At 45.4% G+C, this 22903-nt stretch carries 14 protein-coding genes; 9 read left to right on the top strand and 5 right to left on the bottom strand.

Translation table 11 applies throughout. The features are described 5' to 3' along the window. The first annotated feature begins 217 nt into the window (after nt 1–217). The 8 genes from K1X61_04740 (at nt 218) to K1X61_04705 (ending at nt 15039) form a co-directional block, all read left to right on the top strand. A complete protein-coding gene (locus K1X61_04740; GenBank protein MBX7107936.1) occupies nt 218–2311 on the top strand; it encodes an aryl-sulfate sulfotransferase in 2094 nt (697 codons plus the stop codon). A 95-nt stretch (nt 2312–2406) separates the two neighbouring features. Then, on the top strand, nt 2407–3603 hold the full coding sequence (locus K1X61_04735) for an FAD-binding oxidoreductase (GenBank protein ID MBX7107935.1): 1197 nt from the start codon (nt 2407–2409) through the stop codon (nt 3601–3603). Nucleotides 3604–3716: 113 nt separating this feature from the next. Further along, entirely contained in the window at nt 3717–5657 is a 1941-nt protein-coding gene (locus tag K1X61_04730; GenBank protein MBX7107934.1) for a T9SS type A sorting domain-containing protein, read from the top strand. Nucleotides 5658–5821: 164 nt separating this feature from the next. Next, entirely contained in the window at nt 5822–8077 is a 2256-nt protein-coding gene (locus K1X61_04725) for a sulfatase-like hydrolase/transferase (GenBank protein MBX7107933.1), read from the top strand. 88 nt (nt 8078–8165) lie between these two features. Beyond that, on the top strand, nt 8166–8663 hold the full coding sequence (locus K1X61_04720; protein ID MBX7107932.1) for a hypothetical protein: 498 nt from the start codon (nt 8166–8168) through the stop codon (nt 8661–8663). Nucleotides 8664–8762: 99 nt separating this feature from the next. Continuing rightward, nucleotides 8763–10706 carry a KUP/HAK/KT family potassium transporter gene (locus tag K1X61_04715; GenBank protein ID MBX7107931.1) on the top strand — a complete coding sequence of 648 codons (1944 nt, stop codon included), beginning with the start codon at nt 8763–8765 and terminating at the stop codon, nt 10704–10706. 151 nt (nt 10707–10857) lie between these two features. Beyond that, the gene (locus tag K1X61_04710; protein MBX7107930.1) at nt 10858–11847 is read left to right on the top strand and encodes an Ion transport 2 domain protein; all 990 of its coding nucleotides are present in this window, start codon (nt 10858–10860) and stop codon (nt 11845–11847) included. Between the two features lie 264 nt (nt 11848–12111). Continuing rightward, nucleotides 12112–15039: a T9SS type A sorting domain-containing protein gene (locus K1X61_04705; GenBank protein MBX7107929.1), complete on the top strand. Its 2928-nt coding sequence runs from the start codon at nt 12112–12114 to the stop codon at nt 15037–15039. A 311-nt stretch (nt 15040–15350) separates the two neighbouring features. On the opposite strand, the gene K1X61_04700 is transcribed toward K1X61_04705, so the two are convergent. From K1X61_04700 to K1X61_04680, 5 genes are read right to left on the bottom strand one after another with little or no spacing between them, the layout of a single operon-like run. Next, nucleotides 15351–16409 (bottom strand): Gfo/Idh/MocA family oxidoreductase, encoded by a 1059-nt coding sequence (locus K1X61_04700; GenBank protein MBX7107928.1) that lies wholly within the window; start codon nt 16407–16409, stop codon nt 15351–15353. Nucleotides 16410–16435: 26 nt separating this feature from the next. Then, a complete protein-coding gene (locus K1X61_04695; protein ID MBX7107927.1) occupies nt 16436–17989 on the bottom strand; it encodes a DHA2 family efflux MFS transporter permease subunit in 1554 nt (517 codons plus the stop codon). A gap of 55 nt (nt 17990–18044) precedes the next feature. Beyond that, nucleotides 18045–19076, bottom strand: coding sequence for an HlyD family secretion protein (locus K1X61_04690; protein MBX7107926.1), 1032 nt, complete (start codon nt 19074–19076; stop codon nt 18045–18047). Nucleotides 19077–19107: 31 nt separating this feature from the next. Then, nucleotides 19108–20460, bottom strand: coding sequence for a TolC family protein (locus tag K1X61_04685; GenBank protein ID MBX7107925.1), 1353 nt, complete (start codon nt 20458–20460; stop codon nt 19108–19110). Nucleotides 20461–20496: 36 nt separating this feature from the next. Then, nucleotides 20497–21105 (bottom strand): TetR/AcrR family transcriptional regulator, encoded by a 609-nt coding sequence (locus K1X61_04680; protein MBX7107924.1) that lies wholly within the window; start codon nt 21103–21105, stop codon nt 20497–20499. A gap of 192 nt (nt 21106–21297) precedes the next feature. Between K1X61_04680 and K1X61_04675 the strand changes: the two genes are divergently transcribed. Beyond that, on the top strand, nt 21298–22857 hold the full coding sequence (locus K1X61_04675) for a T9SS type A sorting domain-containing protein (GenBank protein ID MBX7107923.1): 1560 nt from the start codon (nt 21298–21300) through the stop codon (nt 22855–22857). Nucleotides 22858–22903: the final 46 nt, after the last annotated feature.

Here is a 22903-nt window from a genome sequence, read left to right as displayed (position 1 = left end):
CCGGTTATCTGGTATTTTTATAGAATTATTGAGGAAGTACATCGTGGCCAATCTTTGTTTTCGCGGAGTCTGTCAGTGTAGCCGAACCCTTGCCTTTTGCGCAGCTTAATATTTATTGAAGGGATGCCATGAAATTTCACATCTTTAACCTAACAAGTGATTAAAAATAATAACCAAACTTTCTCTTTTAGCCACCAAATCAACTCCATTCATCTCTATGAAACAACTACTCCTCTTCACATTTCTGCTCTCTTCAGCAGCGGCATTTGCACGATATCAATATGTATCACCAATGCCGGGATCTACCTTGAATACTCCGTTGACGCATATCATCATTCGTGAAGGAAGTGTACTTGATCCGGCATCTTTGGATGCAAGCCGGTTTACGCTGACAGGATCAAAGAGCGGTGGTCATTCATTCCGGATCGCATTCTCCGACGATCAGAAAACGATACTGTTATATCCAGACGTTCCGTTTGGTTATGCAGAAGAAGTTACGGTAAACGTGATGTCCGGTATCAGTGCATTGGATGGAAGATTGCTGGATCCATATAAATTCAGTTTTACCACCCATCGTGCGTACTCCGCAGCGGAACAGGAAAATTTTAAGCTGCTTCCTCAAATTGTAATGGAGGAGGAGATGAAGAAAAATGGAGTACCACCTGTACCGGAACAACAAGACCCTGCCTTTAATCCCAATGAGCGGGCATTACTGGGTAGCTTCACGATCGTAAAAAATATCAACCCATCGCCGGGAGAAATTTTCTATGATGCCTGGAATGGAAATTTCGGAAGCACCACTTATGACGGATATAACATTATCACTCCTGACGGAGACTCTGTCTATGCCAGTGATAAGGTGTCTGTTTGCTTCGACTTCAGTGTGAACCCCAACGGATACCTTTCTGTTTTTAATGATAATGCCAACCGGTTTGATGTGTATGATTCCAACTATGTATTGATAGACTCTTATTATCCGGGCAATGGACGGTCAGCCGATCCGCATGAGTTTACGATTTATGAAGACGGGCATGCTTTCATGATTGCTTCTGAAACGCATATCGTGGATATGTCGATTTATAATCCGAATTATTCGCACAATGCCAATGTCACTACGAATGTGATACAGGAATTCGATAAAAACAAAAATGTGATTTTTGAATGGCGTGCATGGGATCATATTGCAGTGACGGAATCCAATCAAAACCTTGCCTTTTCCTTTATCGACGCTATACATACTAATTCAATTGATCTGGATGCAGATGGTAACATTGTCGCTTCCAACCGGCATCTCAGCCAGGTGAACAAGATTGACCGCAATACAGGAGATTTTATATGGCGGCTCGGTGGTACGATGAATCAGTTCACCTTCATCAATGATCCTGAACATTTTTCATTTGAACACGATGCGCGTTGCCTGAGTAATGGCAATCTCACTTTATGGGATAATGGCAATGGCCATCTCCCTACACATTCTACCGCCAAAGAATACCAAATTGACGATGTAAACATGACTGCTACGCTCGTCTGGAGTTACAATCCAAAAACCTACACCAATACCAATGCCTATTTCTATGCAATGGGAAGTGTGCGCAGGCTGGATAATGGTAACACACTGATCAATGGCGGTTGGGATAACTCTTCCAATCAATCCAACATGTGGGAAGTTACACCTGCCAATGAAGTGGTTTGGGAACTGGCACTGAACAATTCAAAATCACTGGTAGGTTACCGTGCAGCAAAATATATATGGAAACCCTGTGCGCCGGTACTCGCAAATAAACTGAAGGTGAAAAATATCACCGATCACTCTGCCAAGGTTAGCTGGCCCGATGTGAGCAATGCAGTGTCGTATGATATTCAATACCGTAAACTGGGAACATCAAACTGGAAGTTAAAAAATAATACCGACCCTAAAAAGATACTGAGCAACCTGAAACCGGCAACCACCTATGAATACCAGGTTATGGTTCATTGTCAGAATGGCTACGGTTCTGATTGGTCGCCGATAAATACGTTCACCACATTGCCGCTTCGCATAGGTCAGCCTGACCCGGTCATGCTTTCGGTGCAGGTGCACCCCAATCCGACAAGCGGGCAGATCAGTTTTGACGTGGAAGCAACATCTGACAACACTGCCACCATTTCTATATTCGATATTTCAGGCAAGGTTGTTTTCAGCAGTGTACAGGATATTGCCGCAGGAATACAGTCACTGTCATTTGACCTCACCACATTGCCGGAGGGTATTTACCTGGCAAGACTGAATACAATGGCAGAGAGCAAGACGGTTAAATTTGTAAAGGAATAGGACACTTGATTAAGACCGATATTTATTGCTGCTGAAAAATATGGATTGAAGTTGTTGCTTCACCATCGAAGCAGGCACCGGAGAATTGACAGTAAATGAAATATGATGTCCTCATTGTAGGCAAGGGGCTTATCGGTTGCGCTATTGCCCGCCACCTGAGCAGGTCAATGCGAAAGATTGCCATCGTGGGGCCGGATGAGCCGGAAGATTACAGCAAGGCCATTGTGTTTGCCAGTCACTACGACAGCGGCCGCGTTCAGCGGTTGATCGGTCAAACCGATGCGATGACACAATTGAACCTCGAATCGGTAAGACAGTATGAGGGTCTGCAGGAGGAAAGCGGAGTCGTGTTTCATAAAGGGTCGGGCTGCCTGTATGTGCATCCTCTTGGCACCGACGATTATCTTGATAGAGCAGTTGAGCGTAGCCGCCGTTTTGGTGTTGAGGCTACGATGTATGCAGCTGGGCGGGAAATAGAATCATCTTTTCCTGAGTTTCATTTTCCTGCATCAGCAAAAGGAATGTCTGAACTTTCGCCGTCAGGTTATATCAGTCCGCCGATGATGATCAGCGCGCAGCTGAAAGTATTTGAGAAAAATGAAGGTACAGTTATCAGGGAAACGGTGAAAGGGATTCGTTACCGGAAACATTGCGCTGAAGTAACTACACAGGAAGGCAACCAATACGAAGCTGCCAGCGTTGTTCTTGCCGCCGGTGCATTCACTAATTTTTCGAATCTGCTCGAGCAACCAATTGATCTTGTCATAAAAAGTGAAACCGTATTGCTGGCAAAAGTCAGCAGGGAAGAAGCAACAAGACTATCGCTTATGCCATCCTTGCTGTATGAGTTGGATGATGGTGAGGTGGAAGGCATCTATGCTACACAACCCATTCAATATCCTGACGGTAATTATTACCTGAAGATGGGCTGCAACCTTCCGGAAGATATTTTCTTCAGCAATGATCTGCCGGCGATACAAGACTGGTTTCGTTTCGGCGACAGCCAAGCGTATGAAGAAAGAATGTTACAGCATCTGCAAATCATCATGCCTTACCTGAAGGTGGAGGGTCATACCAGCAAACGCTGTATTCTTCCCCGTACACAACATCATAAAAACCCATACATCGGTAAAGTGGATGAACGTTTATTTATCACCGCACCAAACGGATGGTCGGCGATGTGTGCCGATGGTGTTGGGAATGTGATGGCAAGTCTTATCCTCCATGGCGAATTTCCTGCAACGTATAATCCAAAAGACTTTGAACTGTTTTTCAGGGATAAGGCATGGTGAGATTATCGCTTATCAGACAGTAATTTCATCATGCCTGATGCGCGAAAGAATTTGAATGAGCATCAATTCATTGTAAAGCGATAACTTTATTCCATCATCACTTCTTCACTAACATGAAAATATTAATCACGATAGCGCTTGTGATTGCCGGAATGCTGCAGGTCAGGGCACAGGAAAATGTTTACGCTGAGCGGATAAAAAAAATAGCCGCTATGGAACAAAAGTCGCATTCCGCTTTTCCCGGCATTCATACAACACGTACGCAGGATAACTACAATGTCACGTATCACCGTTGCGACTGGAAGATTAATCCGAATGTTTATTACATAAGCGGCAACATTACCACCTACTTCATTCCTAAGCAGGCCGGCTTCAGCTCCGTGGAATTTGATTTCAGCGCCGCGATGATGACCGACTCTGTGCTCTATCATGGTAATGCAGTTACCTTTAATCAGCAACCGGATAACCTGCTGGTGATTGATTTGCCGGCAGAGGTGGCAGAAGGTACGCTGGATTCGCTCACAGTTTATTATCAGGGCGCGCCTGTAGGTTCAGGATTTGGTTCATTTATTCAGTCTTCACATAATGGAACACCCATATTGTGGACGCTCAGCGAACCGTTTGGCGCCAAAGACTGGTGGCCTTGCAAGCAGAGTTTGAACGATAAGATTGATTCTATTGATATCATTGTCACTTGTCCGCAAAACTACCGTGATGGAAGCAACGGCGTGCTGATAGCGGAAGCGCAGAATGGCAACGCAAAGTCATATCACTGGAGAAGCCGGTATCCTATTGCCGCTTACCTGGTAGCTATTGCCGTAACGAATTATGCATCTTACAGTGATTATGCTACCCTGTCTAATGGAGCGCAACTCGAGATTCTCAATTATGTATATCCTGAAGATCTTGCAACAGCGCAAAGTTTAACGCCGGCAATTGTTCCCGTGATAGAGTTGTATGGCATGCTAACGGTTGATTACCCTTTTGCCAATGAAAAATACGGGCATTGTCAATTTGGATGGGGTGGAGGCATGGAACATCAGACCATGACTTACTGCGTTGCTTTTGATGAATGGCTGATTGCCCATGAATGCGCCCACCAGTGGTTTGGCGATAAGGTTACCTGTGGCAGTTGGGAAGATATCTGGCTGAATGAAGGATTTGCCACCTTTTTTGAGGGACTGACACAGCAATTCCTGTATCCATGGAACTGGCAATCGTGGAAGCAGGGAAACCGCGACTATATTGTTAGTGCGCCTGATGGTTCAGTGCTGTGCCCCGATACCACGGATGTGAACCGCATCTTCGACGGACGGCTTTCCTACGCAAAAGGCGCGTATGTGCTGCACATGCTGCGCTGGCAACTGGGTGATTCTGTTTTTTTTGAAGGACTCAAATCTTATCTGAATGATCCGTCGCTTGCTTACGGTTATGCGAAAACACCGGACCTTATTGCACACATGGAAGCAGCAAGCGGAACTGACCTGACTGTTTTTTTTAATCAATGGTATTACCAGGAAGGCTATCCGACTTATCATCTCTCCTGGTATCCTGACGGAACAATAACAAAGATCACAGTCAACCAGTCACAGTCTGATCCGTCAGTTTCATTTTTTGAAATGCCTGTCCCGGTCGAACTGAAAGATGCTACCCACGATACAATTGTCAGACTCTTGAACACCTATGCAGGCCAGGCATTTAATGTTGACGCAGGGTTTATTCCTGATGAGGTGATATTTGATCCGGATCTCTGGATATTATCAGCCAATGATGTGGTTACAGAAGTGGATGTTCCTGTAAAGGACAATATCCTGTTTTCCATTTTCCCTAACCCTGCGATAGATGAATTGTCGGTGACTTATGCAATCAGCAACATGTTATCAGGAAAGCTTTCTATAACTGATATGTCAGGCCGTGTGGTGAAAACGATTCCTGCTCAGCAAAAAGCTGAGGGGACCATCCTGGTGAATCTCAGCGATCTTCCCATGGGCATTTACTTTGTGAGGGCCATGGAAGGCAACACGGTAGTAGTAAAAAAATTCATTAAGACCTGAGCAAGGATAGGTATGTTGTATTTTTTCTATCGGAACTGCAAATTCCGGCAGTTGTTAACAAAACAATCAGGGCGATAAAAATTAATTTAAATCTTCCTGCCGTAGGTGTATCATTGCATTTGCTTAATATTAAAAATGCCGCGGAAAGATAAAGCAATGCATGTATGATGAAGTTGATCAGTAAATCAGCCTGTATAATTTGTTTATTCCTGTCGCAACTTTTGCTTATCGCACCCACGGTTTTTGCCGGTAATTGTTTGCTGCCTAAACCATCATCTGTTACAGCCGCAAATATTACATCCTGCCAGGTCACGCTCAGCTGGAATGCTGTGGCTGGTGTATCCTATTATGGAGTAAAATTTAAAAAGCAGTCCGCAACAGATTGGTCACCGGTAGTAAATGTGGCAATGAGTACGGCTTATACTTTCAGCGGACTGGAGCCCGGCGTTAAATACAATTTCGCGGTTGCTGCATTTTGCAATAACAACAAAACAAGCGGATATAAAAGCATCAAGGCAACCACGTCCTACTGTGCACCGCCGGTAATTTCAGGTATTGAGGTCATGCCACCGGCTGCTGCTGCGATAAGCTGGAGCGCAGGAAGTTGTAACACACCTTTTAATCAACTGCGTTATCGAAAAAGTACAGAACTGACCTGGACCTATGTTTTCACCGGTGTAAACACCACTGTCACCTTACAGAATTTATTGACGGGCACAGTCTATACCTGCCAGGCGGCTTCCTGTGAAGATACAACGGGCAAATGGTCTGCGCCGTCATCTTTTCAAATTACTGGCAGGCCGAATATCTTAATGATTATTCTGGATGATGCGCGCTATGACAGTTACAGTTGCAATGGGGGCCCGTCTTTTTTTCATAGTCCCAATATTGATCGCATAGCAGAGGAAGGAATTAATTTCAGAAACAGCTTTTGCGTGCAATCCTATTGCATCCCGAGCCGTGGCAGCATTGTTACTGGGTTGTATCCACATAAAAACGGTGCTACCAACAATTCAGAGACGATCTATGATTACCTGCCGACAACGGCAAAAATTCTCGACAGTGCCGGCTACTATACAGGCTGGATCGGGAAGTATCACATGGCAGTTAAACCACAGCCGGGCTACGACTATTGGTTTGCGACGAAAGTTAACAGTGGTATTGATGAGTACAACAACCTGAAGTATAACTACAATGGTACGCTTGCCACCATACCCGGCCACGATACGGATATTGTCACCGATACTACACTGGCATTCCTCAACCGTAATGCGGACAAGAATTTCTTTGTGACAGTTGGTTATCATGCACCACACAATCCGTTCATTCCCCAGCAGCCGTTTGATGGTTTGTTTGATGGTGAAGCAATGCCGGTTCCTGCCAATACCGCCCACTATAAATCCAACTTCCCGTCCTTCCTGTATAACCTTTCCGAAGCTTACTATATCGGTCAGCAGGAAATTGCATCCGAATATCAGCCTTATTATGAAATGCTGGCAGGCCTCGATGTTGCCATCGGGAAGATACTGGACAAGTTGACGCAGCTAAATATTATCGATAACACACTCATAATTTTCACCAGCGATAATGGAACGATGTTCGGTGAACATGGATTATTCCTTAAGCGGTTTGCCTATGAGCCATCGTCCCGTGTTCCGCTGTTTATCCGTTTCCCGGCCTGGTTTCCGGCTGCAACTGTTATCGACAGTCAGTTAGCCTTGAATGTTGACCTTGCACCGACGATTCTTGAAGCGGCAGGAATACACGATGGTTATTCTTTTGATGGTGCTTCGCTGAAAGATCTGGTGGAAGGAACAGTGCTTCGTAACAGCTATTACTTTGAATCTGTTTACGATCCGTTTACTGCCGCGCTTCCTTCATTGCGTTCGGTGAGAACACTGCATGAAAAATATATACAATATGGATGCAGCCATGAGACGGCTGAATTTTTTAATCTGTCCACAGATCCTGCTGAAGACACTAACCAGGTGAAAAACCCGCTTTATGCTGCGGCAATCGGGAGCCTGCAGTTGCAGTTAAACAATTTTAAGCTGGAGCTTGATGATAATGCACAGGAAGTGGTGCTCAATTGTTTTTTGAAACAGGGTGTACAGAAATACGCCGAAGTCAGCATACCTGATCCGGAAGACCTGCCGTCGATAGAAGATAATGTGCTGATCTTTCCGCAGCCCGCAAATCAAAGAATAACCATCAGTTTCCTGTCTGATGAAAATGATGACCGGGCACAGTGTACGGTCAGTGATGCATTGGGTGAAAGGGTAGTGCAGCAATACGCTGCAGTGATCAGCGGACAAAATAATATTCTCATGAACATTGGAGCATTGCCGCCTGGCTATTACCTCCTCACCGTTGATGTGAACGGCAAAAGCATCACAAGGCCATTGCTGGTAGCTGATTGACCAGGATGCGCTGCTTGCAAATCATGCACCCTGATTAATATCGCCGTGTTGTATCTTTGAAGTCTCCCTTCATAAAACGAAATACACTATGCAGCATTTTGATGAATCGTCAAGAGTGTGGATCTACCTCAGCAACCGGATTTTTACAGATGTGGAAGTAAGCGATATCAGTATCGCAATCCGGCATTTTTGTAAAGAATGGTCGGCACATGGCACAAAGCTGAAAGCAGCAGGCGAAGTGCGTTACAATCGTTTTATTGTCTTAATGGTAGATGAATCGGAAGCTGGGGCAAGTGGGTGTTCCATAGATAAATCAGTTCATTTTATCCATGCACTGGAAAAAGAATATGCGGTGCGGCTGTTCGACAGGCTGATGCTGGCATGGAAAGATGGCGCTGAAGTTCAGGTGGCGCCCATGCAAAATATGCAACAGCTCTTTGATAACGGGACGATTCATGCCGGAACCATCGTGTTCTATAATTCAGTTTCTTCCAAAAAAGAGCTGGATGAAAAATGGGAAGTCCCTCTTTCCCAAAGCTGGATGTTTGCACGTATAAGTCTTCCGAAAGAAAAATCAATGTCATAACATACCGTAAAGACATGAATAGCTGCCATTGGCCAACAGAGATAGTTATTTGCCGGTCATTTTTCTTATTACATTTGAGCCCTCAAATAAAAGCGCTGATTGGAATCGAAGCACGGTAATAATAAGCTCTCCTTTGCAGGCTTATTAATCACTCTCGGAATTATTTATGGAGATATCGGCACCTCGCCTTTGTATGTAATCTCTGCCATTATGGGACATGAGCCCATAGACAAATATCTCGTTCTTGGCGGCATATCCTGTGTATTCTGGACACTCACGATACAGACAACGCTGAAATATATCGTGCTCACCATTCAGGCGGACAATAAAGGCGAGGGAGGTATTTTTTCGCTCTATGCGCTGGTCCGTAAAAGGGCTAAATGGCTCATCTATCCTGCTATCATCGGCGGTTGTACATTGTTGGCAGACGGTATCATTACGCCGGCCATCACTGTTTCGGCTGCAGTGGAAGGATTAAAGATTTATAGTCCGGGGCTGAACACTATTCCTATCATTGTAGCTATTATCACTTTTTTGTTTGTATTTCAGCGTGCCGGAACACGGTTGGTAGGCAGTTCTTTTGGCCCGATCATGTTTCTGTGGTTTTCCATGCTGGGTATTTTAGGTGGAGTGAAAATATTGGAACACCCGGCCATTCTGCAAGCGGTAAATCCGGTGTATGCATTTGATCTGCTTGTGAAGCATCCCAATGGGTTTTGGCTTTTAGGCGCTGTTTTCCTTTGTACCACAGGTGCGGAAGCGCTGTACTCTGATCTTGGCCACTGTGGCAGAAAGAATATCCGTGTGAGCTGGATATTTGTAAAGTCATGCCTGCTGCTGAACTATTTCGGACAAGGTGCATGGCTGATGCGTCACCAGGGATTGGTGCTGGAGGGAAATCCGTTTTATGGAATCATGCCTTCATGGTTTGTGATATTTGGTATTATCATAGCAACGGCGGCTTCCGTAATTGCCAGCCAGGCACTCATCTCCGGTTCGTATACGCTTATCAGCGAAGCGATGCGGCTTAATATCTGGCCAAAGGTGCGCATCATCTTTCCGACAGTGCAGCGCGGTCAGGTGTACATTCCAAGCGTGAATTGGTTCTTGTTTGCAGGCTGCGTAATGGTAGTAATGTATTTCAGAAAATCTGCCAATATGGAGGCTGCTTACGGATTGGCTATCACCATCACCATGATGATGACTACCATTTTATTCAGCACTTATTGGTATGTTAAACACGGTTCATGGGTAACAACAGCGCTTGTAGGCGGCACTTTCTTTACGGTTGAAATTTCTTTCTTCATCGCGAACCTCAGCAAGTTTCCGCATGGCGGTTATGTCACACTGTTTATTGCATTCCTGTTATTCTCAGTCATGTTTACCTGGTTTAAAGCAAGAAAAATCAAAAACAGGTACCTTGAATTTATTCCGGTAGATGAATACCTGCCTTCGCTGAAGGAACTGAGTGAGGACATGACTATTCCGAAATACGCATCACATCTTATATACCTGACCAGCGCCGATTACAAGACACAGATTGAGGATAAGGTGATTTACTCTATTTTCAACAAACAACCCAAGCGGGCTGATATTTACTGGCTGATACATGTGGATGTGATGGATGAACCTTACAGGATGGATTATTCTGTGGATATACTGGTTCCCAATAAGGTGATCCGCATAGAATTCAAACTTGGTTTTCGCGTGGCGCCGCGATTGAACCTGTTTTTTAAGAAAGTGGTGGAGACGCTGGTCAAAGAGAAAAGAGTGGATATCATCTCTCAGTATGAATCGTTGCGCCGCAAGCATATTGCCGGCGACTTCAGGTTTGTGGTAATGGAAAAATACCTTTCCAATGAAAATGAATTATCGTTCTTCGATAAGATAATCATGGATTTTTATTTCTATCTCAAGCATATATCCATGACTGAGGAATCCGCCTTCGGATTGGATACCAGCAATGTGACCGTAGAGAAATTCCCGTTAATACTCGGTCAGCCTGCACAGATTAACCTGAAGGAAATACCTTCCGACGGATAGTAGCTTTGTGTTTCGCTTGTCATGATAGTGAAGAGTCTTGATACTTACCGGACTTGTTTTCTCCTCCTGAAGTGTCTGCAATATAATGTTTCAATTCCTCTGTTTTTAACAGAGTTAATTATCTTCGGTTCAACTTGACACACTCGCATCCATGTCAAATACTCGCAAAGCGACAGCTATAAAAGAGGACAATGATACCGGTCTAAGCACCAATGCGCAGGCGAGAAATCAACGCGCTATTGCTGCCAACGGATCATTCAATATTGAATACCGCGGACTCAACTGGTTCAGGCCCGGAGATCTTTACCTCGAGCTGATTAACATGCCCTTGCTTAAGTTCTGTATCATTGTTTTTATTGCATTTGTTGTTGCCAACTCCATCTTTGCTATAGGCTATTTCCTGATTGGTGTTGAACATCTTACTGCTTATGAAGGACATTCTAAACTGGAGGAGTTTCTGCATGCTTTTTTCTTTAGTGCACAATCCCTTACAACAGTAGGATACGGCCGTATCGCACCGGTAGGTATTGTGATAAGCTTTGTGGCCACTTTTGAATCAATGCTGGGCATTCTCACTTTTGCACTTGCTACAGGCTTACTGTATGGTCGGTTTTCTAGGCCCAATGCCCGGCTGCTGCACAGCAAAAATCTGCTGATGGCGCCCTATAAAGAGGGCATGGGCTTAATGTTCAGAATAGCGAATGGAAGAAAAACACAATTGGCTGAGGTGGAGGTGCAGGTAACGATGTCAAAGGCAACTATTGAAAAAGGAAAGGCTGTGCGCAGATTTTATCCGCTGGATCTTGAGCGCAGCAAGGTCGGCATGTTCCCGTTGTCTTGGACCATTGTTCATCCTGTTACACCTGAAAGCCTGTTATACGGTTATACAAAGGAAATGATGGAGGCGGAGGATATGGAACTGCTTGTCTTTTTTAAAGCTTATGACGAAACATTTTCTCAAAATGTTCATTACCGTATTTCCTATCGCGCCTCCGAACTCGTTTGGGGAGCGAAGTTTATTATCAACTTTGAATCACAGCAGGATGGCCCAACCATCCACTATCTTGACCGCATCAGTGATTATGAGCAGGTAGATTTACCGCAACAGTCATCATCAGCTCAGCAGGCAAGGCAGCATTAATCAAATGTGTTATCATTCCGCTAAAAAACCGCCTGTTATCTCCGGCCCGTTCATTTGTATTCTTGCTGCCGTTGAAATGCCGCATTGCATTGTGGGTAATCCTAAGTTTTGATGGTGTCACGATCGGGAAAAAAATGTATTTTGCCACCTGTTATTACAAACCATCATTGATCATTTCATCATCTCGCCAGGTTGCCGGCATAATACAACCGGCAGACGAAGAAGGTCTTTTAATACAACAATCCAACCCAACCCCCAATTGCCATGATCAGACACTTTACGCTTTTACTCCTCCTGTCAGGTTTCGCTTTAATGCTGCAGGCCGCAACGAAGAGCGATCCATACAATCGCAGCTATATTACCAACAACAGGGAACAGCTGAATTACAGCCGGCAGCAACTACTGCGGCAGGGAAAGCCCTGGCTTCAATTCAATAATAAGCACCAGGGCTGGAAAGTAGTGTTTGACGAGCGCAGCAGCATGCCACACAGGGCTTATGGGAACGGTATATTACTTACCGGTAGCGGTGATCCGGCAGCAAAAGCACTGCAGTTTATTAATGATGAAATGTCTTCATTTAATATAGCAACGGATCAATTGGTGCTCAGGAGCGCACATGCATCAGCCAAATATTATTATGTTGATTTTTATCAAAAGTATGCGGGCCTTGAGGTGCTGAACAGCCGCGTTACGGTTCGTTTTACCAAAGACAACAAAGTTGTTTTGTTTGGTGCCGATGTTTTTAATAATATTCAGATCAGCACAACTCCTTCACTGCCTTCGTCGGTCATCGCTTCTTACGCTGCCGGCGGAATCGGTTATCAGGTAACGGCCACGGCTGTTACACCAGGTGTAAAGGTACTTCCGGTTCCTGCCGGCGATACTTATACTTACCGGCTGGTTTATGAAGCCACTGTTTCCTGCAACAATACGGAAGGATATCCTGCAAGGTATTATACACTGGTGGATGCCAATAACGGTGAAGTGCTTTACCGGAGCAACCAGGTATGCAACTTCGATGATGAATTGCTTGTGCAGGCTACCGTTGCTGATCCTAACCCATGGGAACCGGACGTAGTGCGTAACCTGCCCGACCTGAAGGTGACGATTGCAGGAACAGATTATTACACCGATTCAACCGGAATATTGCTCTTGGGCAGTATCGCGCTACCGGTAAATTCAACTATTGCGCTGGCCGGAAAATGGTCAACGGTAGTATCCGGCAATTCCAGTGTGGCACTCACAACTTTCACTACCGGCCTTGTTACCGGGTTCAATACCGTTTCTTTCGATACGCATGCAAGCATTGAAAAACGCAGCGCATACTATCATGCAAACGTGGTGCATAAATTCATGAAAATGCATCTGCCGGATTACGAAAGTATGGATGAATCACTGATCACACGCGTTGAACGTACCGATGGCAGCTGTAATGCCTTTTATGACGGTACCTCCATTAATTTCTACCAGCAGGGCAGCGGCTGCTATGACCTTGCTCTTGCCGGTGATGTGGTGTATCACGAGTATGGACATGGCATTGATATGCGCTTACATGATCTTTATGGCAATGGCCTCGATAATGGTGCCATGAATGAAGGTTATTCCGATGTCTGGGCGATTGGCATTACCGACAATCCCATTCTGGGCATAGGATTTTCTGATACCGATCCGGAAGGATATGTTCGGCGTTACGATATCAACAAGAAGGTTTATCCGCAGGATATCCAGGGTGAAGTACATGCTGACGGCGAAATCATTGCCGGTTGCTGGTATGATACCCGTCTCAACATCGGCGACAAGGACATCATGTTTAATTTATTTTCAGAAGCACTCTTCGGCCTGGCAGACGGGCCACAGGGGCAGGAAGGAAGCGTGTACCGCGATATATTGCTGGATGCCTTAACAGCGGATGATGATGATGCTAACCTTACCAATGGCACGCCGCACGATATTGCTATCCTGAGCGCATTTGCGTTACACGGAATTTCACTCATCGGCGATGTGAATCTTGTTCATGCCGAACCATTGGTGACGTCAGCTGCTGCGCCGATTACCATACAGGCCTCCATCAGTACCGATTTTCCGCTCTACTTCGGTGATGCCTTTGTACATTATAAACTCAATACGGCCACAGACTGGCAATCCGCTCCCATGACTTTGATTTCAGGAACCAGTTATCAGGGTCAGATTCCGGCACAGCCACAGGGTTCCATCGTTGATTACTATTTTACCGTAACGGATATTTACGGAAGCGTGGCATTAACGCAGCCTGCAAAAGTCATTCAGGCTGATCCTAACCTGCCCTACAAACTACTGGTCGGGTTTAATCAGCTGATAAAAGAGGATTTTGAAATTTATTTTGGTGACTGGATCCCATCTGACCCTTCAGATGATGCGGTGACCGGCGCCTGGACCTTCGATGAGCCGGTCGGTTCTTTCCTTGTGAATGGTGATCCTAATTCTATGGTGCAGACAGACAAAGACCACACAGATGATAACACCTTTAACTTTTGCGCCTTTACCGGAAATGCAAGCGCGGGATCAGGAGCGGGCACCAATGATTGTGATGCCGGAAAAAATACTTTGTACGGGCCTAAATACGATGTCACTGCTTATCAGAATCCAGCTATATCGTATTACCGTTGGTATTCGAATGATCAGGGTGCCAATCCGGGCAATGACTCGTGGAAGGTGCATATCACGAACGGCAATGGCATTTGGGTTCCTGTGGAAGTTACTTATACAGCCGACCATCAGTGGAGAGGCAATGCCTTCCGCATTAAAGACTATGTTGAACTGACGGATATGGTGCAATTGCGTTTTGTTGCTTCAGACAGCATCATTGCCGGTGCTAATCTTGAAGGCGGCAGCCTGGTGGAAGCCGCAGTGGATGATGTGGTACTTTGGGAATTGGGTGATCCAACCATCGGCATACATGAGGTGGAAAATATTGCCATCATTGTTGCGCCAAACCCTGCTACTGATCAGGTGATGCTGAAATGGAATAATATTTCTTCGGGCACTACGAAAGTGGAACTGATCAATACGTTGGGCCGCGCCGTCTATAGCACTGCCATTGATGGGTCCATCAATCAGTTATACGTGCCTGTTGATGGCTTGCCATCTGGTATATATACCTTACTTGTAAATGCTGAAAAATTTACCGGCAGCAGAAAAATTGTGGTGCAGTAAGCGTATTAAATTATCATACTTCGCAGAGCAGAAGGCTTCCGATAAAAATGTCGGAAGCCTTTTCATTTTATCGCTTCCGCTGCTGCTGATAACTGTGTAAAGGTTATTGAATAGTTTTTGTAGATGGTTTTATACTCATAGATTAATCTGCGGTATGCTGTATTAATATACAGCAGGAGGTTGTTGCAGAGGCACTACAACAAGCCGTGCTGATAAGCGGGTGCATTTGGATGTTTTGGAGAAATGAAAGCGTCATTGCTGTCGCGAAGATTATCTTAAGGCTGATTGTAGGAAGAATCCTTAACGTATCATCAGGCAACGCGAATTGTCCGTTTCTCTGAATTACTTTTCAGTGCCAGCTCAATAATTTTTATGGTATCTCTTGCCTGCTGCGCAGTAACTGCCAGCGGTGCATTAAAACGGATGGCATTGTATATATTTTCATAGAAGGCAGGGTAATCACCTTTTTCGCTTTTGATGCTGCCATGCTGATGAACACCGTTAATGTCTGTATTGATTCTTCCCCAGATAGTATCCGGTTCTTCACCCCAGTTCAGGCTGTTGAATGGTGTTAATCCGTTCTTCAGCGCCACTTCCTGCGTATCCATGCCATACTTCACAAATGATCCCTGTGTTCCTGATAAGATAAAATGCGGCAGTGGTTCTCTTACCAGCATTCCGGCCTTCAAGGTAACTTTCAAACCATGATAAAACAGCAGCAGTTCAAAATAGTCAATGGATTTACCTCCGGGCCGCTGCACCTGCAGGTGGGAAAATAATTCAGCCGGCATACCAAAAAGGCACAGCGCCTGATCAATGAGATGTGCACCAAGGTCATACAGGATGCCTGCTCCTGCAGTCTCTGTTTCCCGCCACGAATCCGTTTTTATTTCATTTCTGAAGCGGTCGAAGTGCGCTTCATATTCCACCAGTATTCCCAGCAGTTTTTGATCAATTATTTTTTTTACCGTTTTGAAATCACTGTCCCATCTGCGGTTATGATGAACCGTTAACAGGCGATCCTGCTTTGCAGCCAGTGCAATGAGCTCATCTGCCTCTGCCACCTTGATGGTGAATGGTTTTTCTACGATAACGTGTTTACCAGCCAGCAACGCTTTTTTTGCGAGCGTGAGATGAGAAGTATTGGGAGTGGCAATGATGATGAGTTCGATTGATGCATCGTTAATGAGTGAATCTGCCTGCGGAACAATTTCAGTTTGTGGAAATGATGTCCGCGCCAAATCTGCACTTGCTGCACGGGAGGTGCATATTTTCTTCAGCAGGAAGCGGTCTGATCCATAAACAAATGGTGCATGAAATATACGTCCGCCGGTGCCGAAGCCAATGATGCCCGTTTCGATTTTTTGCATATGATCAGTATGGTTTAAAGATGTTTTTAATGCGCATCAACGGCAATGCTGCCACTCTTCACCCTGAGCGGCTGCAGAAACAATAATGGAATACAGAACAAAAAGAAAATACCCACGAAATAAAAGCCATCCAGGTAAGAGAGCAGATAGGTCTGCTTTACCACAGCGCCTTCCAACGCCCTGTACGCGGCCTGTTGCGCATCTATTGTTGAAAATCCTCTTGAAAGAAAACCGTTAACCAGTTTGTTAAATCGTTCTGTAAATGCAGGGTTATAAGCATTAACATGCTCCAACAGGATATTGCGGTGATAACCCTGCCGCAAATGCAGCAGGGTAGTGATAATGGCTATGCCGAAAGAACCGCCGAGCTGACGCATCATGTTGTTGAGGCCTGTTCCCTGTGCAATATCTTTACCCTGTAATCCGGAGAGGGCCAGCGTCGTCAGCGGCACAAATAATAAACTGAGTCCCATGCCGCGAATGATCAGTGGCAGAATAAAATCATTCCATCCTGATGCGAGTGTAGATTGCCGCAGCAGCTCGGTGAAGACAAAGAATAATATGAAGCCTGCCGCTGCCATGATCTGCGGCGGAATACCTTTTCTCAGTAATACACCAACCATAGGCATCATGAATATGGTAACCAATCCGCCCGGTATCAGCATTTCACCTGTTTGCTGCGCGGAAAACCCGAGAAGGCTTTGTGCAAACACCGGGAAGATGAACACAGAACCAAATAATCCGAAGCCAAGTATGAAAGTCAGAAATATGCCGATGGTAAAGCTGCGGTTCCGGAGTATCCGGATGTTCACCACGGGATTGGGTATGGTAAGTTCCTGCCAGACAAAAGCCACTGACCCAATAGCGGCAACGATGGCCAGCACCATGATATAAGGTGCCTGAAACCAGTCTTCACTTTCACCCCGTTCCAGTACCACCTGCAATGAGCCTACGCTTATGGTAAGCAGAAAGATACCCAACCAGTCAATGCGTTGCTCCGACATGCTGTGATCACGCTGCCCCCTGATATATTCAAGGGTAAAAAAGGTGGCAATAATGCCCAGCGGAATATTAATATAAAAAATCCAGGGCCATGAAAAATGATCAGTGATATAACCACCCATTGTCGGCCCTAACGTGGGACCTACCACAACGCCCAAACCAAACATGGCAGTGGCCATACCCAATTGTTCTTTCGGCCAGGTCTCAATCAGGATGGCTTGTGCGGTGGAAAGCAGTCCGCCGCCGCCTAAACCCTGTATGAAACGGAAGAGAATCAGTTCCCATATATTTTGTGCATTACCGCAAAAAAATGAAGCAACGGTAAACAGGATGATGGAAAACAGGAAGTAATTTCTTCGTCCGAATTTCAGGGATAGCCATCCCGACATCGGAAGAATGATGACGTTTGCAACGGCATAGGCAGTAACCACCCAACCCACATCTTCTAAGGTTGCTCCAAGGTTGCCCATAATCTGTGGCAGCGATACATTTACAACGGTGGTATCAATCAATTCCAGCAACGAGGCAAGAATAACAGTAAGCGTGATGATCCATTTTCTGAATCCGGATTCAGCCATATTTTTTCTTTACTGCTTTAGGTGAATTGCTTCATGATCAGGAATGCGGCTGCCGTTACAGATCAACGGTTACCCTGACACTCATGCCGGGCCGCAATTGTTGCGACTGCTCCGCTGAATGGGCAAGTTTGATTTTTACCGGCACACGCTGAATGACTTTTACAAAATTACCGGTGGCATTATCAGGTGGCAGCAATGAAAATTTTGCACCCGTGGCCGGTGAGAAAGAATAGACAGCTCCATCCAGGTCATTGCCCGGGAAAGCATCTGCCTTAATAGATACATGCTGTCCAACCTTCATCCGGTCAAGTTGTGTTTCTTTGAAATTAGCGACCACATAAACATTTGAATCAGCCACTATCGTGAAAAGGGTCTGCCCGGCCTGTACCAGCTGCCCGGGCTGTGCGGTTTTTTTAGATGCTATGCCTGAAGCCGGTGCCTTAATGGTTGCATAGGATAACTGAAGCACAGCATAATCGAGTTCTGCCTGCTTTGCTTCTACGTTGGATTGTGCCACCAATATCTGTTCTGCAGTAACTTTTGTCTGAACGTTACCGGTAACGAGTTGTTTTTCGGCAAGCTGCAGTTGCGCTTCAGCTGATTCTTTTTCAGCCTTAGCGGCATCAAATTGTTGCTGTGTTGTGGATTTGTCAGCCAACAGGTTTTGATAACGCTGGAAATCCTGTGTGGCTTTCCATAATTTAATTTTTGCGTTCTCAACATTGGCTTTGGCGGCATCATTGCCAGCATGGCTGGCAGTCAGATTGGCCCGTGCAACGGTAACATTTGCCATAGCATTATCGAGTGCAGCCTGCGACTGCTGTACCTTGATGCGCAAGTCGCGGTCGTCCAGCTTAATCAGTAGCTGTCCCTTTTTCACGGGTTGATTTTCTTCAAAATAAATACTGTCGACGTAGCCGGTAACGCGTGTAACAACCGGACTGATATCACTGTCAACCTGCGCATCATCGGTATATTCATGGTGTAAGGAATAAAAGTATTGACTGATGCCATATCCGATACCACCGGCTACTATAATTCCCAGTATGACCGGGAGTATTATTCTTCTTGATTTGCTTGCTTTCATGTAGCGTGCGTTTGATTGATTCCTGAATGTTTTATTGAATGGTTCCTGTTGCTTTCAGTAATTTGTAATAAGCTACCTGTACATCTGCCTTTCCAAGCGCATAGTTGATTTGTGCCAGCAGGAGGTAAGATTGTGCGTCGATCAGGTCGCTGAAGAGTGCAACGCTGTTATTGTATCTTGAATTCATCAAATTATAATTCTCCGTTGCCTGCGCCTGTGCTTTCTCCAGTGTCCTGAGCTTCTCGGTCGATTCTGAATAGCCGAGATAGCTGGAGTACACATCTGATTTAATGGCATCACTGAGCTGATCATAAGCAGTTGTGCCCTGTAGCACGATGGCCTTGTTTTCTGCAACCTGGTGCTTATTGGTGAATAGCGTAGTCAGGTTCCAGTTGAGGTTGGCGCCGATGTCCCATGTTAATTTAAACTGATCAACAGGCGGGATGTAACGGGTGTTGGGATTTCCGTAATACACATTGCCGCCAACAAAAACAGTTGGCCAATAATCTTTCTGCTCAACCACCAGGTTATTCATCGCCGCAAGGTTGCGCGTTTTCAGTGACTGAAGATCGGAACGTGTGGTGGCAGCAATCAGCTGGTATTCATCGAGTGTTTTCAGCGAAGGATTCGTAAATAAGCTGCCGGTATCAATTTGTGTTTGCGTTTCGGGTGGAGTGATACCAATGAGCAGGTTAAAGTTATAAACGGCAGTTTTCAAGGCATTGTCGGCGTCAATGGCTGAAAGCTCAAAATTTGATTGTTGCAGTTGTGCCCTCACAACATCATTCTGCAATACGATACCTTCTCTTTCACCGTCCTGCAGTTCTTTAATCCTTTGTTTTACGAGGTCAAGGTTTTGATTAATAATGGTTACACCCTGCATCAGTTTGTAAATATTAAAGTAGGCTGCAACGATGTTAAATGCCACTTCATCTTTATCCTTGTCAACATCCATGGCAGCAGCGAGGTTAAGATAATCTGCTGACGACTTGCCGTATTTCAATCGCAGTCCTGCAAAAACCAGTTCACTGGCTGATAGCCTGGATTGGTAGCTGTTCAGGTAAACCGGGAACAACTCATGTGCCTCCGTTTCACCCGGGTATTGAATAAGGTAGGCCGGTACTTCGCTCAGCCGCGAATAACTTGCGGACAAATTGACCATGGGATAGGCAAGGTCATATGTCTCTTTGTTTTTTGCATCGGCTGCTGCAGCTTTTGCCTGTGTGATCTGCAATTGACGGCTGTTTTGCATACCCATTTGAACCGCTTCCGTTAAACTGATTGTGGGAGCAGGTTGTGCCAGCAAACGTGTCAGTGAAATGAGTGGCAGGCTCATGAAAAAAATCACCGGAGAGGCGATAATTTTTATTGAGAAAACTTTCATATTACCAGCGTAATAGTTATGATTGGAAAATGAAATTTATTTATACAGGTAAGAACGTACCAGGGCTTTCAGATAATTCTTCAGTCTTTTTTTTGGCTGTGCATCAAAAATCGACGCATTGCCAAGCTTAAGCAGACGGCTGCTTAAGGCATTGGATATGGTGCATTGATTGATGGTGCCGATGATGGTAATAATCAGCAATTGAGCATCCGCCGCACGGAAGTATCCCAGCTGCTGTCCTTCGATGATCAGCTTCTGCATCTCCTTTGAATTTCTCAGGAGTATGTCTGTAATGGCTTTATGCATGTTACTCCGTTGTTGCAACATCAGTTCATGATGCAGTATCTTATGAAAATGAGGGAGCGCGGAGATACGCTCAACGTACAAGTCAATGGCTGTGTCCATTTTGACAAAAGGATCCAGCACAGTATCGCGGTTGAGGCGCTTCAGCTTTTCACGGATATAGCTGGTGCGGAACTCCACGATGGCTTCAAAAAGCTTTTCCTTGGAGCCGAAGTAATAAGAAATCATGGCTATGTTGATGGATGCTTTTCTGGCAAGCTCCCTGACGGATGTTCCTTCAAACCCCTTTTCGGCAAAGAGTTCTTCGGCGACACACAGTATTTGTTCCCGTTTACCGGTCATGTTTTTTATGCGGGCGCAAATTTAAACAAATGTTTAAGTTAAACAAGCGTTTGAATTTTGGCCATACTATAGTGACCTTATTGTTGCAGTTCATGCCGGTGGCAATCAATTTATCGGCATGCTATTCTTGAAAAAAGATTAGTTTCGCAACACCCTGTTATTGTTTCCTTTAAATAATCCCTGGTAAATCACATGAAAAGAAATATACTGTTGCTGTATACCCTGTTTTCCGCAATGCAGCTGCGGGCACAAGAACCCACCTGGAGCAGTGATGTGGCAACTATCATCTATGATAACTGCAGCAGTTGCCATCGTGAAGGCGGTATCGGACCTTTCCCGCTCATGTCGTATGATGATGCACTCACTAACGGATATGGGATTGCGACACAGGTGGCGGCAAAGCTGATGCCCCCGTGGAAACCAAATCCTGACTATGTACATTTTCAGAATGAACGCTTCCTTTCCGCCGATCAGATGACGACTATAGCCGACTGGGTGAATGCAGGTTACCCTTCCGGCGATCTTGCAACGGCTCCGGCGCCTCCGGTTTTTACTTCCATTTCGCAAATGACTGAAATTGATCAGACACTGAAGCTCCCTGAATGGACAGTTTCCTCCGACATTGATCAATACCGCAGCTTCGTTATTCCCGCAGGAGCAAGTGCCGGAAAATACCTGAAGCAGATAGAATATCTGCCCGGTAACAATGCCATCGTACATCACATTGTGATATGGGCTGATCCAACCAATATTTCTCAAACCCTTGACGATCTCGATCCTTTGCCCGGCTTCGAGAGCAATGGAACTATGCCGGCCAGTATTTTTGCTTCGCTCATTGGTGCATGGGCACCCGGCAGCGGTCTGTTCAGCTTGCCGGAAAACATGGGTATCAAGATTGAATCGAACTTTGATTACGTAGTGGAAATTCACTATGCTCCCGGCAGTTTAAATCAGAGTGATTCAACAGCGATAAACCTTAAATTTACCGACTATCCAATGGTGAGGCAGGTGTATGTAGATGCTGTACTGCAATATTTTTTCGGAATGACGGACGGCCCCTTATTTATTCCTGCCAATACGGTCAAAACATTTCATGAATCGTATGACCTCAATGGTTATAATGTGTCACTCATCGGCGTCTTTCCGCATATGCACCGCATCGGTAGTTCTTTCAAATCATGGACTGAAAGCAGCAGCGGTGCCATCACACCGTTGATTGACATTCCGAAATGGAGTTTTCACTGGCAGGGTTTCTATAACTATCAGAAACTGATTCCTGTATTCAGCGGTTCCACTTTCTGGGCGGAAGCTACCTACGACAATACAACCAATAATCCGGATAACCCAAGCAATCCTCCGCAGGATGTGAGTGCAGGAGAACATACTACCGATGAGATGATGATTGGATTTTTTGCTTTTACTGAGTATATGCCCGGTGACGAGAATGTAGTGCTCGACAGCAGCCTGGTTTCAGGAAGCAGTGCAATATCACCCACACCTTTTTCTCTTCGGATGTTTCCCAATCCTGTTAATGAGCAGCTTAATGTGGAAGTTACCATGAAGGTCGGCAGCTTTGCTTTGTTTGAACTTTACGATATCCGGGGATCACTGATCAGCAGTGCTCCTTTTAATCACCTGAACGAAGGCATCCATGTTACCGCCATTCCTGTTTCAGGTCTTGCACCTGGTATTTATTTGCTGAAAGTGCAAACTGCGGGTGGAATGGCTACCGGCAGATTTGTAAAAGAGTAGCAGGCGTTACAGGTTGCCAGATATGCCTCCCGTAATTCTCCGGGAT

Source organism: Chitinophagales bacterium, assembly GCA_019694975.1.
In the GTDB taxonomy this organism is placed as follows: Bacteria; Bacteroidota; Bacteroidia; order Chitinophagales; family UBA10324; genus JACCZZ01.
Note: the sequence above shows the minus strand (reverse complement) of the source record. Positions and strands in the feature narration are given on the sequence as shown.

What these genes read in the sequence shown, in the direction of transcription:
- K1X61_04705 (MBX7107929.1), top strand. Translation starts at nt 12,112, where the DNA reads ATGATCAGACACTTTACGCTTTTACTCCTCCTGTCAGGTTTCGCTTTA.
- K1X61_04685 (MBX7107925.1), bottom strand. Translation starts at nt 20,460, where the DNA reads ATGAAAGTTTTCTCAATAAAAATTATCGCCTCTCCGGTGATTTTTTTC.
- K1X61_04720 (MBX7107932.1), top strand. Translation starts at nt 8,166, where the DNA reads ATGCAGCATTTTGATGAATCGTCAAGAGTGTGGATCTACCTCAGCAAC.
- K1X61_04730 (MBX7107934.1), top strand. Translation starts at nt 3,717, where the DNA reads ATGAAAATATTAATCACGATAGCGCTTGTGATTGCCGGAATGCTGCAG.
- K1X61_04725 (MBX7107933.1), top strand. Translation starts at nt 5,822, where the DNA reads ATGATGAAGTTGATCAGTAAATCAGCCTGTATAATTTGTTTATTCCTG.
- K1X61_04690 (MBX7107926.1), bottom strand. Translation starts at nt 19,076, where the DNA reads ATGAAAGCAAGCAAATCAAGAAGAATAATACTCCCGGTCATACTGGGA.
- K1X61_04710 (MBX7107930.1), top strand. Translation starts at nt 10,858, where the DNA reads ATGTCAAATACTCGCAAAGCGACAGCTATAAAAGAGGACAATGATACC.
- K1X61_04680 (MBX7107924.1), bottom strand. Translation starts at nt 21,105, where the DNA reads ATGACCGGTAAACGGGAACAAATACTGTGTGTCGCCGAAGAACTCTTT.
- K1X61_04675 (MBX7107923.1), top strand. Translation starts at nt 21,298, where the DNA reads ATGAAAAGAAATATACTGTTGCTGTATACCCTGTTTTCCGCAATGCAG.
- K1X61_04695 (MBX7107927.1), bottom strand. Translation starts at nt 17,989, where the DNA reads ATGGCTGAATCCGGATTCAGAAAATGGATCATCACGCTTACTGTTATT.
- K1X61_04740 (MBX7107936.1), top strand. Translation starts at nt 218, where the DNA reads ATGAAACAACTACTCCTCTTCACATTTCTGCTCTCTTCAGCAGCGGCA.
- K1X61_04700 (MBX7107928.1), bottom strand. Translation starts at nt 16,409, where the DNA reads ATGCAAAAAATCGAAACGGGCATCATTGGCTTCGGCACCGGCGGACGT.
- K1X61_04735 (MBX7107935.1), top strand. Translation starts at nt 2,407, where the DNA reads ATGAAATATGATGTCCTCATTGTAGGCAAGGGGCTTATCGGTTGCGCT.